Origin of the sequence: Tsukamurella sp. PLM1, from assembly GCF_023168325.1 — a bacterium.
Lineage (GTDB): Bacteria > Actinomycetota > Actinomycetes > Mycobacteriales > Mycobacteriaceae > Tsukamurella.
This window is the reverse complement of the sequence record NZ_AP025688.1, coordinates 754,389-770,806: the sequence shown is the minus strand read 5'-3', so window position 1 is coordinate 770,806 and position 16,418 is coordinate 754,389. Positions and strand designations below refer to the sequence as shown.

The following is a 16,418-nucleotide window of genomic DNA, read 5'->3' as shown; positions in this document are numbered from 1 at the left end:
CCGCAGCCTGCCGGCGCAGCGCCATGAGACCCGTCCTACGCTACGGCCTGCGACCATGCGTCACCAGGTGTGGGCGCGGCCCCGATCCTCGTACCAGCCGAGCAAGTCCGGGTCGTCGACGGACTTGGGGTCGACGTTCACGTCCCGACCGGCGAGCATGGCGGTGATCGGGATCTCGAGCTTCTTGCCGGTCTTGGTGTGCGGGATGCCCGGAGCGAGGATCACCTCGTCGGGCACATGCCGGGGCGAGAGGCGCGCCCTCACGTCGGCGCGGATCCGGTTCACCAGTTCCTCGGTGAGCGATGCACCGGGGACGAGGGTCAGGAACATCGGCATCCAGTACTTCGCGTCCGGGCCGTCCACACCCACGACCATCGCCTCGGCGACCTCGTCGATCGCCTCGACCACCTCGTAGATGTCGGCGGAGCCCATGCGGATCCCGTTGCGGTTCAACGTCGCATCGCTACGACCGTGGATGGTGACGGAGCCGCGGTCGGTGAGCTCCACCCAGTCGCCGTGCCGCCACACGTTGGGGGCGACGCCACCGGACTCGGGCGCATCGGCACTGCCGGTCCACTCGTGCTCGAAGTAGGCGGCCCGGTACTTGGCATCGCTCGGGTCGTTCCAGAAGTTCGTCGGCATCGACGGCATCGGCTGCGTGATCACCATCTCGCCGACCTCGCCCACCAGTGGCGTGCGGTCCGGCGCCCAGGCGTCCATCGCGCAGCCGAGGTAGCGCACCGTCAGTTCGCCGGGCACGTGCGGCACCGAGGCGGTGCCGCCACAGAACGCGCTGCACACGTCCGTGCCACCTGACACCGAGCTCACCGGAAGCCCCTGCGCCACATGCTCGTCCACCCAGGTGAACAGGTCAGGCGCGAGCGGCGAGCCGGTGCTGCCGATGGTTCGCAGCACGAGGCGGTGATCCGTCCCGGGGTTGAGGCCGGCCTTGCGCGAGGCCTGCAGCTGCCCGGGGCTGGTGCCGAAGAAGGTGACCTTCTCGTCCTCGCACACCTGCCACAGTCGGTCGGCCGTGGGCGCCAGCGGATGCCCGGAGAACGTCACGATCGTCGCGCCCATCAGCAGGCCCGCGACCTGGTAGTTCCACATCATCCACGACAAGGCGGTGTGCCAGAAGAATACGTCGCCGGGGCCGATCTCGTTGTGCAGGCCCAGCACCTTCACGTGCTCGACGAGGATGCCGCCGTGGCCCTGCACGATGCCCTTCGGCTTGCCCGTGGTGCCCGATGAGAACAACACCCACAGCGGGTGATCGAACGGCACCTGCACGGGCTCGAGCGGCGGCGTCGCGACCGTCGGCTCGGGCAGCTCGGTGATCACGTGTGACGCCGGCACCCCCAGCAGGCCTGCGAGTTCGGCGGTGTCAGCACGCTTGTCCACGTGCTTCTCACCGAAGGTGTAGCCATCTCGGGCGAACAGCACCTTCGGCTCCAGTTGTGCCATCCGTCCGGCGGCGCCCTCGGGCGCGTAATCCTGCCCGCACCCGGACCAGACGGCGCCGATCGACGCCGTCGCGAGGAACGCGAGCACCGCGAACGGCTCGTCCGGCAGGTACGCCGCGACCGTATCGCCCACGCCCACACCCAGCGACCGCAGCAGTTCCGCGATCGCAGACACCCGCGCCGGCAGCTCCGACCACGAAATCTCGACTCGCGCACCGTCGTCCGACAAGCCGACGATCGCGGCCCCGGGGAGCGACGCGAACCGCAGCACGCGGTCCACGTAGTTCAGCTCCACCTCCGGGAACCAGCGGGCGCCGGGCATCTCCCGCGCCACCAGGACGGGCCCGGTGCGCTCCCCCAGCTCGAAGAAGTCCCACACCGCGCCCCAGAACTTCTCCGGCTCGGTCACGGACCACTGATACACGGCGTCGTAGTCCCCCGTGGGGAGGCCGACGGACTCTGCGAAGCGATCGATCGAATGCACCTCGTCAGCCTTCCAGACCGAGCAGCGTCACGGACTCTTCTCGCATCTGCACCTTGCGGATCTTTCCCGATACCGTCATAGGGAAGGCCGATACCACGTGCACGTAGCGCGGGATCTTGTGCCGCGCGATCTTCCCCTCCGCGAACGCCCGCAGGTCCTCGACGGTGAACGACTCCACGCCCTCGCGGAGCTGGATCCAGGCCATCAGCTCCTCGCCGTACTTCTCGTCGGGCACGCCGATCACCTGCGCGTCGAGGATGTCCGGGTGGGTGTAGAGGAACTCCTCGATCTCGCGGGGGTAGATGTTCTCGCCACCACGGATCACCATGTCCTTGATCCGACCGGTGACCCGGACGTAACCGTCGTCGTCCATGGTCGCCAGGTCGCCGGTGTGCATCCAGCCGTCTGCGTCGATCGCCTCCGCGGTCTTCTCCTCGTTGTTCCAGTAGCCCTTCATCACGGAATAGCCACGGGTGCACAGCTCCCCGACCTCGCCACGGGGCATCACAGTGCCGTCGATCGGGTCGATCACCTGGATCTCCAGGTGCGGCCCCACCCGCCCGACGGTGCCGACGCGCAGCTCCAGCGCGTCGTCGACCCGCGTCTGGGTCGAGACCGGCGACGTCTCCGTCATGCCGTAGCAGATCGACACCTCGGTCATGCCCATCCGGTCGACCACCTTGCGCATGACCTCTTCCGGACACGGCGAGCCGGCCATGATGCCGGTGCGCAGGCTCGACAGGTCGTACGAATCGAACTCGGCGAGAGCCAGTTCCGCGATGAACATGGTGGGCACGCCGTAGAGGCTGGTGCACTTCTCCGCGGCGACGGCGGCCAGTGCGTCCTGCGGCACGAACGCGGGCCCCGGGATCACCATCGCGGCGCCGTGCGTGATCGCCGCGAGGTTGCCCATCACCATCCCGAAGCAGTGGTAAAAGGGCACCGGGATACAGATCGAGTCCTGCTCGGTGTAGTTCAGCAGCTCGCCCACGAGGTAGCCGTTGTTGAGGATGTTCGCGTGGGTCAGCGTGGCGCCCTTGGGGAATCCCGTGGTGCCCGAGGTGTACTGGATGTTGATCGGATCGTCGGCGCGCAGTTCGTCGCCGAGGTCCGCGAGCGTGCCCAGCTCCTCGTCGGTGGCGGGAGTCAGGTAGGCCTCCCACTCGGGCGAGCCGAAGGTCACCACGTCACGCAACGACGGTGCCTCGGGCCGCGCCGCGTCCAGCATCGCCGCGTACTCGGAGGTCTTGAACGCGGTCATCGTGTAGACCGCGGTGATCCCCGACTGGTTCAGCGCGTACTCCAGCTCCCGTTGCCGGTAGGCGGGGTTGAGATTCACCAGGATCACCCCGGCCAGGGCGGTACCGAACTGCACGATCACCCACTCCGGGGTGTTGGGTGCCCACACGCCCACGCGATCGCCCCGGCGGATCCCGGCCCGCAGCAGCCCCGCGGCGAAGGCCCGGGAGTCCGCGAGCAGCTCGGCGTACGTCCACCGCCGTCCCGACGGGGCGTCCACCAGCGCGGGGCGGTCGCCGAACCGGTCGGCCGTGACCTCCAATTGGGCGCCGATCGTGTAGGTCAGCAGCTCGGGTGTCGCCTCGCCGCGGTCGTAGGACGGACTGGTCATCTTCTGCACGCTCCTGGTGGTGTTCTGGCCGGCACGATGCGCCGTCTAATCGGTCCTGGCGATGATCGCGCGGGCCTGCGCGAGCAGCGGCGCGTCGATCATCTGTCCGCGCACCGAGAAGACGCCGTTGTTGCCCGCCTCCGCCTCGAGCACCTCGCGGGCCCAGGCGATCTCGTCGTCCGTTGGGCGGTAGGCAGCGCGGATCGCCGCGGCCTGCGACGGGTGGATGCACACGGTCGCGGCGAAGCCCAGCGCCACGGCGTCCTCGGCCTCCTCGGCGAGACCCGCGGTATCGGCGATGTCGATGTGCACCGCGTCCAGCGCGAACTTGCCGTGTGCGGCGGCGGCGAGCGCCGTCGCCGCGCGCGCGTGCCGTGGAACGTCGCGGTACCGCGCGTTCGCGAACCGGCTGGACCTGCCGCCCATCGCGGCAACCAGGTCCTCCGCACCCCACATCAGGCCGATGCACCGCGGATGCGCCGCGATCTCGTTCACGTTGACGGCGCCCAGCGGCGTCTCGATCAGCGCGATCACCTGCACACCGTCCAGCTGCGCCAGCCCGTCCAGCTGGTGCGCCGACTCGGTCTTCGCGAGCATGATCACACGATAGGCCGTGCGGCGCAGCGCCTCGATGTCTTCGGCGAAGTCGTAGCTGCCGAAGGCGTTCACCCGCACGATCGTCGTCGCCGGGTCGAGGTCGTTGTCGATCAGGGCCTCGGGCCGCTGGCCGCGCGTCGGCCGTCACCGCGTCCTCGAGGTCGAGGATCACCGCGTCGGCGCGTTCCGCCGCCTTCGCGTACCGCTCGGGCCGGTCCGCCGGGCAGAACAGGATCGCGGCGCCGGGCGGCCGCCAAGCCGGGGCGTCGCGCCCGTCGTGGTGGAACATCTACTCCCCTCGCCCGACGGTGCCCGGCGAACCAGGGTGGACCGCTCGGCCACCGCGACGACGGCGCCGTCCTGGTTCCGCGCGACGTGCCGCAGGTTGACGATGCCCTCCCCGGGCCGCGACTTCGACTCCCGTTTGCCCGTGCACAGCGTCTCCGCGTACAGGGTGTCGCCGGCGAAGACCGGCGCGGGGAAGGCGATCTCGGAGAAGCCCAGGTTCGCGACCAGCGTGCCCTGGGTGAGTTGCGCGACGGAAAGGCCCACCAGCGTGGAGAGCGTGTACATCGAGTTCACCAGCCGCTGGCCGCCGAAGCCCGGCTGCTGCGCGGACCAGTGCGCGTCCAAGTGCAGCGCCTGGGTGTTCATGGTCAGCTTGGTGAACAGCATGTTGTCCGCCTCGGTGACGGTGACGCCGGGCCGGTGCTCGTACAGCACCCCGTCCTCGAACTCGTCGAACCACAGGCCGCGCTGAGTGACCCGCCGCACGGGCTCCTGCTCGGCTGTGACATCCCCCGGTCGGCCTGCGGCCTCCTGCCCGCCGGTCACGCCTGCAGCCCCAGCGAGCGAGCGATCAGCATGAGCTGGACCTCGGTGGTACCCTCGCCGATCTCGAGGATCTTCGAGTCGCGGTAGTGCCGCGCGACGGGGTACTCGTTCATGAAGCCGTAGCCGCCATGGATCTGGGTGGCCATGCGCGCGTTGTCCATCGCCGCCTCGGAGGAGATCATCTTGGCGATGGCGGCCTCCTTCTTGAAGGGCTTCCCGGCGAGCATCAGCCGGGCCGCCTCGTAGTAGGCGACGCGCGAGGTGTGCGCCCGCGCCTCCATCCGGGCGATGGCGAAGGCGATCGACTGGAACTCGCCGATCGGCTTGCCGAAGGCGTTGCGCTCCTTGGCGTACTTCACCGACTCGTCGACGCAGCCCTGCGCGGCGCCGGTCGCGACGGCGGCGATGGCGATACGGCCCTCGTCGAGGATCGAGAGGAAGTTCGCGTAGCCGCGGCCCTCCTCGCCGAGGAGGTTCTCCTTCGGGACGCGCACGTCGGAGAAGCTCAGCGGGTGCGTATCGGAGGCGTTCCAGCCGACCTTGTTGTACGCGGGCTCCACGGTGAACCCGGGCGTGCCGCTGGGCACGATGATGGTCGAGATCTGCTTGCGGCCGTCCGGCTTGGTGCCGGTCACCGCGGTCACGGTCACCAGGCTGGTGATGTCGGTGCCCGAGTTGGTGATGAACTGCTTGGAGCCGTTGATGACCCACTCGTCGCCGTCGAGCTTGGCGGTGGTCTGGGTGCCGGAGGCGTCCGAGCCGCAGCCCGGCTCCGTGAGGCCGAAGCCGGCCAGGTTCTCGCCGGCGGCCAGCGACGGCAGGTACTTCTGCTTCTGCTCGTCGGTGCCGAACTTGTAGATCGGCATGGCGCCGAGGCCGACGCCGGCCTCCACCGTCATCGCGACCGACTGGTCGACGCGGCCGAGCTCCTCCAGCGCGAGGGCGAGGGCGAAGTAGTCGCCGCCCATGCCGCCGTACTCCTCGGGGAACGGAAGGCCGAACAGGCCCATCTGCCCCATCTGCTTGACGACCTCGTACGGGAAGGAGTGCTCCTCGTCGTGCTTCGCCGAGACGGGCGCGACCACCTGGTTGGCGAAGTCGCGCACCGTGTCCCGCAGGTCGGCGTAGTCCTGGGTCAGTTCCATGTCAGTTCTCTTCCGTTTCGGTAGCCGTGACGGTCGCGAGCACCTGGGCCGCGGTCACCTTGTCTCCTGCACGCACCGCGATCGACACCACACCGTCGTGCGGCGCGGCCAGCGGCTGCTCCATCTTCATCGCCTCGATGATCACCAGGGTCTCGCCCTTGGTCACCGTCTGTCCGTCCTGCACCGGCACCGCGACGACGGCTCCCGGCATGGGGCTGGTCACCTCGCCGCCATGCGCTCCGTCCCGGTCCTTGGACCGAGACTTCGCGAGCGGCAGCTCGTACGTCCCGTCCTCGCCACTGACCCAATAGGTTCCGTGATCGAGCGCGACGGTGACCGGGCTGGAGTAGCCGTCCACCACGAGGCGCTCGCCGACGATGCGGGCCGTGCCTGACCAGTCGAGCGTCGAGTCCTCGGCCTGGCCGCGCACCCTCACCGCGTCGCCGAGGACGGACACGTGGACCGGGCCCGAGTCACCGTCGACATCCGCACCGCTCGCGGAGAACCGCACGACCGTGGGCCGCGCGCCCCCGATGCGCCAGCCGATCTCCGTGCCCCACGGTCCCTCGCCGCGGGCCGCGGCAACGGCGGTCACCGCCGCGGCCGCGTAGGCGCGCACCGTCGGATTCGAGCGGGTGTAGGTGGGCGCCAGGCGATCCAGCAGCTCCGTGTCGAGCCGCCCCGCGACCACGTCGGCGTCGTTCAGCACGAACCGGCAGAAGTCGACGTTCGTGCGCAGGCCCGTGAGCTGCGTCCCGGCGAGCGCCTCGTCGAGCCGCCGGAGCGCCTGCTCGCGGTCGTCGGCGTGCGCGATCACCTTGGCCAGCATCGGGTCGTAGTCGCTGCCGACCACGCTCCCGGCCTCGATGCCGGTGTCGACGCGGACCGGGCCGCGACGGTCGCTGCGCGGATACCGCAGGGCCGTCACGGTTCCGCCGGTGGGCAGGAACCCCGCCGCCGGATCCTCGGCATAGACGCGGGCCTCGACGGCGTGCCCGGTGAGCACGATGTCATCCTGGGTCAGCGCCAGCACCTCGCCGTTGGCGACGCGGATCTGCTGCTCCACCAGGTCGACCCCAGTCACCAGTTCGGTGACGGGGTGCTCGACCTGCAGCCGGGTGTTCATCTCCATGAAGAAGAACTTGTCGGGACGCCTGGCCGAGACGATGAACTCGACGGTACCGACGCCGGTGTAGCCCACGGAACGCGCGGCATCGCAGGCGGCACGGCCGATCTCGGCGCGGGTGGCGTCGTCGAGCAGGGCCGACGGCGCCTCCTCGATCACCTTCTGGTGTCGGCGCTGCAGCGAGCACTCGCGCTCGCCGAGGTGGATCACGTTGCCGTGCTTGTCCGCCAACACCTGCACCTCGATGTGGCGCGGGGTGTCCACGAAGTGCTCCATGAACAGCGCGTCGTCGCCGAACGCAGCGGCCGCCTCGCGGCGCGCGGCCGCGACCGCGGCCGGCAGGTCCGCCGGGTCCTCCACGCGGTGCATGCCCTTGCCGCCGCCGCCCGCACTGGGTTTGATGAGCACGGGGAAGCCTATGCCCTCGGCCGCGTCGATGAGGTCGGCGTCCGTCAGGCCCGGGCGGCTGATGCCGGGGACCACGGGCACGTCGCGCTCGACGACCGCCGCGCGCGCGGTGATCTTGTCGCCCATCGTTTCGATGGATTCGACGGGCGGGCCGAGGAATTCGATGCCCGCCTCGGTGAGTGCCCGGGCGAACGCCGCGTTCTCCGAGAGGAACCCGTAGCCGGGGTGCACCGCATCGGCGCCCGTGGCGCGGGCCGCCTCGACGACCTTGTCGATGCGCAGGTAGCTCTCGGTGGCGGCGGCCGGGCCGAGGCGCACGGCCTCGTCGGCCAGCCGGACGTGACGTGCGTCGGCGTCCGCATCCGAGTACACCGCGACGCTGGCGATGCCCAGGGTGCGCAGGGTATCGATGACGCGGCAGGCGATCTCGCCGCGGTTGGCGATCAGGACCTTCTCGATTTTGCTCATGTCTCTCATCACATCCGGAAGACGCCGTAGGAGACCTCGGCCAGCGGCGTGCGGGACGCCGCCTCGAGCGCGAGGCCGAGGACGGTGCGGGTGTCGGCGGGATCGATCACGCCGTCATCCCACAGCCGTGCCGTGGAGTAGTAGGCCTGGGACTGCCGCTCGAACTGATCGCGCACGCCCTGCTTGAACTCCTCCATTCCCTCCTGCTCGCGGCGCACGGAGCCAAGGGTGTCGGCCGCCTGAGGGCCGCCCATCACGGAGATCCGCGCGTTGGGCCACATCCACAGGAAGCGCGGCGAGTAGGCGCGGCCGCACATCGAGTAGTTGCCCGCGCCGAAGGAGCCGCCCACGATCACGGTGAACTTGGGGACGCGCGCGCACGCGACGGCGGTGACCATCTTGGCGCCGTGCTTGGCGATGCCGCCCTCCTCGTACTGGCGGCCCACCATGAATCCGGTGATGTTCTGCAGGAACACCAGCGGGATACGGCGCTTGTCGCACAACTCGATGAAGTGCGCGCCCTTCTGCGCGGCCTCGGCGAAGATCACGCCGTTGTTCCCGATGATCCCCACCGGGTGGCCGTGGATCCGGGCGAACGCGGTCACCATGGTGGTGCCGAAGTGCTCCTTGAACTCGTCGAATTCGCCGTCGTCGACGATGATCTCGATGAGCTTGCGGACGTCGTAGCCGATCTTCGGATCGGTCGGCACCACGTCGTACAGGTCCGTCTGCGGGCGGCGGGCCGGCAGCGCCGGGCGGACCTCCCACTGCCGCTCGCCGACGGGGCCGAGGCGGCCGACGATCTGGCGCACCTTCTCCAGCGCTTCGTCGTCGGAATCGACGAGGTGATCGGTGACGCCGGACTTGGTGGAGTGCATGAGGCCGCCGCCGAGGTCCTCGGCGGTGACGTCCTCACCGGTGGCCGCCTTCACCAGCGGCGGGCCGGCCAGGAAGATGGTGCCCTGGTCGCGCACGATGATCGTCTCGTCGCTCATCGCGGGCACGTAGGCGCCGCCCGCGGTGGAGCTGCCCAGCACCGCCGCGATCTGCGGGATGCCCGCCGCGCTCATGGTCGCCTGGTTGTAGAAGATGCGGCCGAAGTGCTCCCGATCGGGGAAGACCTCGTCCTGGTTCAGCAGCATGGCGCCGCCGGAGTCCACGAGGTACACGCAGGGCAGCCGGTTCTGCATCGCGATCTCCTGCGCGCGCAGGTGCTTCTTCACGGTGACCGGGTAGTAGGTGCCGCCGGAGACCGTCGCGTCGTTGGCGACGATCATCACCTGACGCCCGGAGACGGTGCCGATACCCGCGACGGCGCCGGCGGACGGGGCCTTGCCGTCGTACATGTCCTCGGCCGCCAGCGGCGCGACCTCCAGGAACGGGCTACCCGTGTCCAGCAGCCGCCGGATCCGCTCGCGGACCAGCAACTTTCCGCGACCCACGTGCCTGGCGCGGGCCCGCTCGCCGCCGCCCTGCGCCACCCTGTCGAGCCGCTGCCGCAGGTCGGCCACGTTCGCCTCGTGCTCCTCACGGAATGTCACGCCCGCTCCTTTGGGTTATTCATCATTAACTGAAACCCAGAGTAGCTGTGACGCGCGCCACCTGTCTACCTGCATCGATTGAACACCGTTACGGACCGGAAAACCGCAGGTCGGGAAATCCGTCACAGTGTTCAATCGAGTGGGGTGCGACGGTGCGCGGCGGGTCAGACACCCAGGGCGGCGAGGGCCTTGTCGCGCAGCAGCGTGCGGAGCCGGGGCTGCGGCAGCGCCGGCAGACTCGGGGCGGCGTTGATCAGTCCGAAGACGGCGTGCACGACGGCCCGGTTGTCGACCGGATCGCCGCCGAGGGCGGTGAGCGCATCGGTCCAGATCTCCACGTACTGCCGCTGCAGCCGGCGCACGCGGCGCGCCGATTCCGGCGCGAGCGACCACATGTCGCGGTACTGCACACGGATCAGGTCGGGCTCCGAGGCCGCGAAGTCCACGTGGAAGTCGACGAGATCGCGCAACGCCTGCCGCGGATCGCCGGCCCGCTCCTCCGCGACCCGGCGGCCACCGTCGTACAGGTACTCGGAGATCTCCACGAGCAGCGCCGCGAGCACGTCCTGCTTGCCGGCGAAGTGGCGGTACATGGCCGGGCCGGAGACTCCCGCGGCGGCACCGATGTCCTCGAGACGCACGCCGGCGAAGCCGCGCTCGGCCATGAGCGAGGCTGCCGCGGCGAGCAGTTCGCGCCGGCGGGCCGCCTTCGCGCGCTCGCGCGCCGTCCCCGCCTCGCGCGCCGTCGCGCCGGGCAGCCGGGATGTCGGTACCTCCATGGCGCGCCACACTACTCGGCTTGCCCCGCTTCCGGTCCCGTGTCATGCTTGATCCGCAAGGCGCCAATCGTTCGCTGAGGCTCCTTCGCGGAAACAGGCCAGCGACCCCGAACGTCGAGAGACGCCCCGGGTCAGGACAGGCGCATCCGGATTAAGGGTGCTCCCCGATTGGCTCCCGTTCACGGGTTCACGCCGCGAAGTGCTGAAGGTCTGACGTGGAGGGGCGCACTTTCGTCACTCTCCTCCCGGCGCGCGGAAACGTCCACCCGCGGAGGTGATGCAATGCCCGACGACAGTCCTAGTCGATCGCCCGGCCTTTCCCGCATCACCGTGGAAAGCCGCTGAGCGCACCGCGATCCGGGTATGAGCCCCTGGCCCGACGGCGCACCGTCGGGCCGACCGGGCCGCACCCGCCCCACTTGACAGACAGCACCCCGTCACCGCCGCGGCCGCGCGCCCCGGCGCGCCGACGCGTGCCCGGAAACGGGAGACCATCATGCACGTCACCTCGAACATCGCCCTGCTCGACATGCTGCTGCGCATCGCGGCGGGCGTCGGCTTCGGCACCCTGATCGGCCTCGAGCGCCAGTACCGCGCCCGCATGGCGGGCCTGCGCACCAACGCACTGGTCTCGGTGGGCTCCGCGCTCTTCGTCGTCCTGTCCGCCTACGGATTCGCCGGCGGCGACCCCACCCGCGTCGCGGCACAGATCGTGTCCGGCATCGGCTTTCTCGGCGGCGGAGTGATCCTCCGCGACGGCCTCACCGTGCGCGGCCTGAACACCGCCGCCACCCTGTGGTGCTCCGCCGCCGTGGGCGCGATCGCGGGGGCCGGCATGTACGCGCCCGCCGCGATCGGCACGGCGGTGGTGATCGGGGTGAACACTGCGCTCCGCTCGGTGGGCCACGTCGTGGACCGCGCTCCGGACACCGGGAAGGAGGCGCCGAGCCGCTACGAGTTCGTCGCCGTCACCCGCGACGAGAACGAGGCGCACGTCCGCGTCATGCTCGTACAGGCCCTGAGCCGCACCGTCTTCCACCTGCAGTCCATCAGCAGCGTGGACACCGCCGACGGCCGGGTCGAAGTGCGGGCCACCCTGACCGCCGAGGAGCGCGACGACCGGGCGCTGGAGTCGGCGATCAGCCAACTCAGCATGGACCCGTCGGTCACGGCGGTGCGGTGGGACGCGCTGCCCGAGCGAGAGGAGTCGGACCTGTGAGCACCGTGACCGTTCGCCCGCTCGGCGCGCGGCGCTGCGATCGCAACGTCGCGATGGGCCGCGACCTGCGCAGGCGTGGCGAGCCTTATCGCTACGTACGAACGGCGGCCGAAGCCGCCCGTACCTGCGATGATGCATCGTGATCCGGCGGTTTGTGATCGCATTGTGACCAAGAACACATTCAGTGTGTCGGCACCCCTACAGGTTGTCTCGTCGCAATCATTTCGTTATCGTCGACGGGACGCGGGTCACAGAGCGGTCACGATGAGGACATCGTCAGATCACCGAGTGGCCCGAAGTGCGGTTTTACGGTTGGAGTAGGCGAGTTATGACACAGAGTCGCGAGGAACTTCGCGCGGGGCGCCGTCAGGGCGCTACGCAGGTTCTCGACAATGAGTCGATCACCGCGATCATCCCCCTCGACGAGCTCGAAGCCCGCCTTGAGGCCGCGTACGCCGAGACCTGGGCCGACGCCCCCGAGGGCGAGTCGGCCCTGGTCTACCGCCCCTCGAGCCCGAGGTCACGCAGGACCTCATGATCCCCGAGGTGCTGTTCACCGGCACCCCACGCTTCGACGGTCCGGCCCTGGACGAGGATGCGGACACCGCCCTCCTCGCCGAGCCGGAGACCGCTCCGGAGCCCGTCCTCGCCCCGGTCCGCCGTGGTGGCAAGCACCGGGTCCCCGCCGCGCCGCACTCGCTCAAGGGTCGCGCCACGCTGCTCGCGCCGCCGCGGGCGCCACTGTCGCCGGCGCCGCCGTGTCCAGCGCGACGGCCACGGACGACGCCCCCGCCACCGCGCAGCAACCCGCCGCTGCGCCCACCGGCCCCGAGCACAATGCCGGCCGCGCCGCCCCGCTGCCGCCCGCGCAGGACATGGACCAGTTCGCCGCCGGGCTCGCCGGAGGCAAGGCCCGCAAGGATGCCGACGACAAGCGCATCATCGACTCCATGCGCCCGAAGGTGACCGCCCCCGTGAACGGCGCCACCCTCACGTCGAACTTCGGCACCCGGTGGGGCGCCATGCACGGCGGCCTCGACCTCGCCGCCCCGCTCGGCACTCCGCTGTTCGCGGCCGCCGACGGCGTGGTCACCGATTCCGGCCCGGCGTCGGGCTTCGGCATCTGGATCAAGATCCGCCTGTCCGACGGCACGGTGCTGGTCTACGGCCACATGTACAACGTCAACGTCCAGGCCGGGCAGACCGTGAAGGCCGGCGACCTGATCAGCTGGGTCGGCAACAACGGCTACTCCACTGGCCCGCACCTGCACTTCGAGGTGCACGCCCTCGGCGGCGCCAAGCTCGACCCGCAGAGCTGGCTGGCCGAGCGCGGCGTGCACGTCTAAGACTCTCCACGCGAAAGGCGCCCCGGATCACCGGGGCGCCTTTCGCGTACCCGAACCTCGTCGCAATCGGGTCACCCGTCGAGTGAATCGCCCCTAGCGCACGAGCGCGATCTAATATAAATTAGTCCTCATTAATATTATGAGCTAGTTGGACACCCGGCCTCCCGCAGTCGTACTGAACAACTAGATGCTTACCGCCGTTCAGCAAAGGACCCTCAATGACTGATCTCCTCACCCTCCTCTCGCCGACGCTGCACAGCGACAGCACGGTCTTCGTCACAGGCGGTGCCACCGGCATCAACCTGGGCATCGCCGAGACCTTCGCACGAACCGGCGCGAAGGTCTCGATCTGCGGCCGCACCGAGGCGAAACTCGCATCCGCAGCCGAGCATCTGCGACAGTTCGGAGCCGACGTACTGCACACCGTCGCCGACGTTCGCGACCATGACGCGCTCGCTGCGGCACTGGCCCGCACGTGCGAGGCGTTCGGGCCGGTCACTACCGTCATCGCCGGCGCCGCAGGCAATTTCAACGCACCTGCCGAGAAGATCAGCGCCAACGGCTTCCGGACGGTGATCGATATCGACCTGCTCGGCAGCTTCAACACCGCCCGCGCCGCGTTCGAGCAGCTCCAGCGGACATCCGGTTCGATCGTCTTCGTCTCCGCCGGTCAGGCCTATTGCTGCACACCCAACCAAGCGCACGCGGGTGCCGCGAAGGCCGGCATCGAGAACCTCGCGAAGAACCTGGCGCTCGAATGGGGCCGATACGGCATCCGGGCCAACACCATCGTTCCCGGCCCGATCGCGGCAACCGAGGGCCTCGACCGTCTGTCCGCCGAGGTGGGCTCCGAGGAATGGCGCCGGGCGGTGCCCCTCGGCCGATTCGGCACCACCACCGACATCGGCGTGATGGCGGCGGTACTCGCGTCTCCACTCGGCAACTACATCACCGGCAGTCAGGTGATCGTCGACGGCGGCTTCGGCCTCGCCGGCTTCGGAATGCTGCACCGCGCCTGGCTCGAACTCGAACCCCAAGGAGTCACCTCATGACCACACCGCGACCGCTCGGCGCCGACCGGGACGTCCTCCGAATCGGCAACTGCTCCGGCTTCTACGGCGACCGCCACAGCGCCGTCCGAGAGATGCTCGACGGCGGCGAGATCGATGTGCTGACCGGCGACTACCTGGCCGAGCTCACCATGCTCATCCTCGCGAGGGACCGCATCAAGAACCCCGACGGCGGCTATGCGAAGTCCTTCCTCACACAGATGCGCGAGACCCTCGCCTCGGCATACGAGAAGAACGTACAGATCGTCGTCAACGCAGGCGGGATGAACCCGTCGGGACTCGCAGCCCGATTGCGCGAGCTCGCCCAGGAACTCGCCGTCCCTGCGCGTATCGCATACGTCGAGGGGGACGATCTCACCTCGCGCGCACCCGAACTCGGCCTGGGCGCGCCTATCGCCGCGAACGCCTACCTGGGATCCTGGGGCATCGTGGAGTGCCTGCGGGCCGGAGCCGACGTCGTCGTGACAGGCCGAGTCACGGACGCGTCCCTGACCGTGGCGCCTGCTGCCGCCCACTTCAACTGGGACCGAGACGATTTCGACGCCATCGCCGGAGCGATGGTCGCCGGCCACGTCATCGAGTGCAGTACCCAGGCCACCGGCGGCAACTTCTGCGCATTCACCGAGCTCGAGAACCTGGCTCGGCCCGGCTTCCCCATCGCGGAGGTCCGCGGGGACGGCTCCTCGGTCATCACCAAGCACCCGGGTACGGGCGGTGCCGTCACCGTCGACACCGTCACGGCACAGTTGCTCTACGAGATTCAGACCGCCCGATACGCCGGGCCGGACGCGACCGCACGGTTCGACACCATCGATGTCAGCAGCGATGGGCCCGACCGTGTCCTGATCACCGGCGTCCGCGGCGAAGCCCCGCCACCACAGTTGAAGGTCTCGCTCAATCGATTCGGCGGCTTCCGGAACGAGATGGAGTTCCTACTCGTGGGCCGTCACATCGACGCGAAGGCCGCCCTGACCCGTCAGCAGCTCGAGTCGTGGCTGCACGACCGGCCCACCGACCTCGACTGGGAGCTGGTTCGCACCGACACGCCCGATGCGGACACCGAACAACGGGCGTCCGCAATCCTCAAATGCGTGGTGCGCGATACGGACCCGAAGAAGGTCGGCCGCGCGTTCTCAGGGACCGCCGTGGAGCTCGCGCTCGCCGGCTACCCGGGGTTCTTCCTCGCGAATCCGCCGCGCGACGCTTCGCCGTACGGGGTGTTCACCCCCGGCTACGTCGACGCGAGTCTCGTCGAGCACGTTGCCGTGCTCCCCGACGGCACACGGACGACCGTCCCGCCCGCGGGCACCACGCGGGCTCTCGACGAGGTCGCGACACCCGACGTCCCCCCTGCCCCGACGCCGGGCGGGACCCGCCGAGTCGAGCTCGGTGCGGTGGCGCTGGCCCGATCAGGAGACAAGGGGCCCAACGCGAACATCGGGGTATGGGTCCGCACGGACGAGCAGTGGGCCTGGCTCGTGAACGCACTCACGATCGACAAGATCCACGAACTCCTCCCCGAGACGGCCGCCCTACCGATCAAGCGGGTGGTCCTGCCGAACCTACGAGCGGTGAACTTCGTCATCGAGGGCCTGCTCGGTGAAGGGGTGGCCTACAACGCGCGATTCGACCCCCAGGCCAAGGGCCTGGGGGAATGGCTGCTCGCCCGCCATCTCGACGTGCCCACAGATCTACTCAACGTCTAACCACCAGCGCTCGGATCGCGTCGACAAGCCGTTCGTAGTCCTCGGCACGATGCATCTGCATCGATGACACCATCAGCCCGCTGAGCACGGCGACGAGGGCACGGGACAGATCCCGCCGCTCCTCGTCGCCGGCCACGCGCTCCGGGGGCGCCAGCGCCGCCAGCCTGTCGGCGAATCCGCGCAGCTGCCGGAGCAAGGGCTTCAGATCGCCCGACAACTCGTCGTTGCGTTCGGCCTCGACCAGCACGGTGACCACCATCGCGGCGAGCGACGGATCCATCGCGTACAGGCCCGCGAACTCGCGCAGAGCTGCGGAAACCGCCTCGTCGAAGTCTTCGATACCGTCGATGGCTGCGTTGAGCCTCGTGATACCCAACTCGTAGACGTCCTCAGCCACGGCGACGAAGAGCCCGGCCTTACTGCCGAACCTCTGATACAGCACCGGCACGCTCACATCGGCCCGCGGGGCGATCTCCGACACCGACGTGCCCGCATACCCCTGGCTCGCGAACAGCTCCCGGGCCACTCGGATCAACTCGGCGCGGGTATCGAGCCCCTCGGCGGTCCTGGGCCGCCCCGGGGATCGTCCCCGCTTGGGCGCT

13 protein-coding genes, 2 pseudogenes and 1 riboswitch are annotated in these 16,418 nt (G+C 69.5%); of the genes and pseudogenes, 6 read left to right on the top strand and 9 right to left on the bottom strand.

Going from position 1 to position 16,418, the window contains the following annotated elements; translation table 11 throughout:
• Positions 1 to 60 precede the first annotated feature (60 nt).
• The 8 genes and pseudogenes from MTP03_RS04065 to MTP03_RS04030 all read right to left on the bottom strand — a co-directional run bounded on the left by MTP03_RS04065 (position 61) and on the right by MTP03_RS04030 (position 10,475).
• Positions 61 to 1,947, bottom strand: a complete 1,887-nt coding sequence (locus tag MTP03_RS04065) for an acetoacetate--CoA ligase (protein WP_248490845.1) — start codon at positions 1,945 to 1,947, stop codon at positions 61 to 63.
• A 4-nt stretch (positions 1,948 to 1,951) separates the two neighbouring features.
• On the bottom strand, positions 1,952 to 3,577 hold the full coding sequence (locus MTP03_RS04060) for an AMP-binding protein (protein ID WP_248490844.1): 1,626 nt from the start codon (positions 3,575 to 3,577) through the stop codon (positions 1,952 to 1,954).
• A 45-nt stretch (positions 3,578 to 3,622) separates the two neighbouring features.
• Positions 3,623 to 4,463, bottom strand: a pseudogene (locus MTP03_RS04055) (CoA ester lyase).
• A 14-nt stretch (positions 4,464 to 4,477) separates the two neighbouring features.
• Positions 4,478 to 4,948 (bottom strand): annotated as a pseudogene (locus MTP03_RS04050) (MaoC family dehydratase); the annotation flags it as partial.
• Between the two features lie 56 nt (positions 4,949 to 5,004).
• Complete coding sequence (locus MTP03_RS04045; RefSeq protein ID WP_248490843.1) at positions 5,005 to 6,153, bottom strand: acyl-CoA dehydrogenase family protein; 1,149 nt, start codon at positions 6,151 to 6,153, stop codon at positions 5,005 to 5,007.
• A 1-nt stretch (position 6,154) separates the two neighbouring features.
• Positions 6,155 to 8,155 (bottom strand): biotin carboxylase N-terminal domain-containing protein, encoded by a 2,001-nt coding sequence (locus MTP03_RS04040; RefSeq protein ID WP_248490842.1) that lies wholly within the window; start codon positions 8,153 to 8,155, stop codon positions 6,155 to 6,157.
• A gap of 8 nt (positions 8,156 to 8,163) precedes the next feature.
• On the bottom strand, positions 8,164 to 9,696 hold the full coding sequence (locus MTP03_RS04035; protein ID WP_248490841.1) for an acyl-CoA carboxylase subunit beta: 1,533 nt from the start codon (positions 9,694 to 9,696) through the stop codon (positions 8,164 to 8,166).
• Between the two features lie 164 nt (positions 9,697 to 9,860).
• On the bottom strand, positions 9,861 to 10,475 hold the full coding sequence (locus MTP03_RS04030; RefSeq protein WP_248490840.1) for a TetR/AcrR family transcriptional regulator: 615 nt from the start codon (positions 10,473 to 10,475) through the stop codon (positions 9,861 to 9,863).
• Between the two features lie 59 nt (positions 10,476 to 10,534).
• A riboswitch (M-box (ykoK) riboswitch) is annotated at positions 10,535 to 10,703 on the top strand.
• A gap of 268 nt (positions 10,704 to 10,971) precedes the next feature.
• Between MTP03_RS04030 and MTP03_RS04025 the strand changes: the two genes are divergently transcribed.
• From MTP03_RS04025 to MTP03_RS04000, 6 genes are all read left to right on the top strand, one after another.
• The gene (locus MTP03_RS04025; protein WP_371820881.1) at positions 10,972 to 11,694 is read left to right on the top strand and encodes an MgtC/SapB family protein; all 723 of its coding nucleotides are present in this window, start codon (positions 10,972 to 10,974) and stop codon (positions 11,692 to 11,694) included.
• Positions 11,691 to 11,837: a hypothetical protein gene (locus MTP03_RS04020; protein WP_248490839.1), complete on the top strand. Its 147-nt coding sequence runs from the start codon at positions 11,691 to 11,693 to the stop codon at positions 11,835 to 11,837. The genes MTP03_RS04025 and MTP03_RS04020 overlap by 4 nt, the downstream gene beginning before the upstream one ends.
• Before the next feature lie 185 nt (positions 11,838 to 12,022).
• Positions 12,023 to 12,232, top strand: a complete 210-nt coding sequence (locus tag MTP03_RS04015) for a hypothetical protein (RefSeq protein ID WP_248490838.1) — start codon at positions 12,023 to 12,025, stop codon at positions 12,230 to 12,232.
• A 220-nt stretch (positions 12,233 to 12,452) separates the two neighbouring features.
• On the top strand, positions 12,453 to 13,040 hold the full coding sequence (locus tag MTP03_RS04010; protein WP_248490837.1) for a M23 family metallopeptidase: 588 nt from the start codon (positions 12,453 to 12,455) through the stop codon (positions 13,038 to 13,040).
• Between the two features lie 218 nt (positions 13,041 to 13,258).
• The gene (locus tag MTP03_RS04005; RefSeq protein ID WP_248490836.1) at positions 13,259 to 14,092 is read left to right on the top strand and encodes an SDR family oxidoreductase; all 834 of its coding nucleotides are present in this window, start codon (positions 13,259 to 13,261) and stop codon (positions 14,090 to 14,092) included.
• Positions 14,089 to 15,816, top strand: a complete 1,728-nt coding sequence (locus tag MTP03_RS04000) for an acyclic terpene utilization AtuA family protein (RefSeq protein WP_248490835.1) — start codon at positions 14,089 to 14,091, stop codon at positions 15,814 to 15,816. Before MTP03_RS04005 ends, MTP03_RS04000 begins: the two co-directional genes overlap by 4 nt.
• On the opposite strand, the gene MTP03_RS03995 is transcribed toward MTP03_RS04000, so the two are convergent.
• Entirely contained in the window at positions 15,806 to 16,342 is a 537-nt protein-coding gene (locus MTP03_RS03995) for a TetR/AcrR family transcriptional regulator (protein WP_248490834.1), read from the bottom strand. The genes MTP03_RS04000 and MTP03_RS03995 overlap by 11 nt on opposite strands.
• Positions 16,343 to 16,418 lie beyond the last annotated feature (76 nt).

Excerpts from the sequence above, each read along its gene's own strand:
- MTP03_RS04015 (WP_248490838.1), top strand. The coding sequence starts at position 12,023 with ATGACACAGAGTCGCGAGGAACTTCGCGCGGGGCGCCGTCAGGGCGCT.
- MTP03_RS04030 (WP_248490840.1), bottom strand. The coding sequence starts at position 10,475 with ATGGAGGTACCGACATCCCGGCTGCCCGGCGCGACGGCGCGCGAGGCG.
- MTP03_RS04000 (WP_248490835.1), top strand. The coding sequence starts at position 14,089 with ATGACCACACCGCGACCGCTCGGCGCCGACCGGGACGTCCTCCGAATC.
- MTP03_RS04040 (WP_248490842.1), bottom strand. The coding sequence starts at position 8,155 with ATGAGCAAAATCGAGAAGGTCCTGATCGCCAACCGCGGCGAGATCGCC.
- MTP03_RS04045 (WP_248490843.1), bottom strand. The coding sequence starts at position 6,153 with ATGGAACTGACCCAGGACTACGCCGACCTGCGGGACACGGTGCGCGAC.
- MTP03_RS04005 (WP_248490836.1), top strand. The coding sequence starts at position 13,259 with ATGACTGATCTCCTCACCCTCCTCTCGCCGACGCTGCACAGCGACAGC.
- MTP03_RS04060 (WP_248490844.1), bottom strand. The coding sequence starts at position 3,577 with ATGACCAGTCCGTCCTACGACCGCGGCGAGGCGACACCCGAGCTGCTG.
- MTP03_RS04025 (WP_371820881.1), top strand. The coding sequence starts at position 10,972 with ATGCACGTCACCTCGAACATCGCCCTGCTCGACATGCTGCTGCGCATC.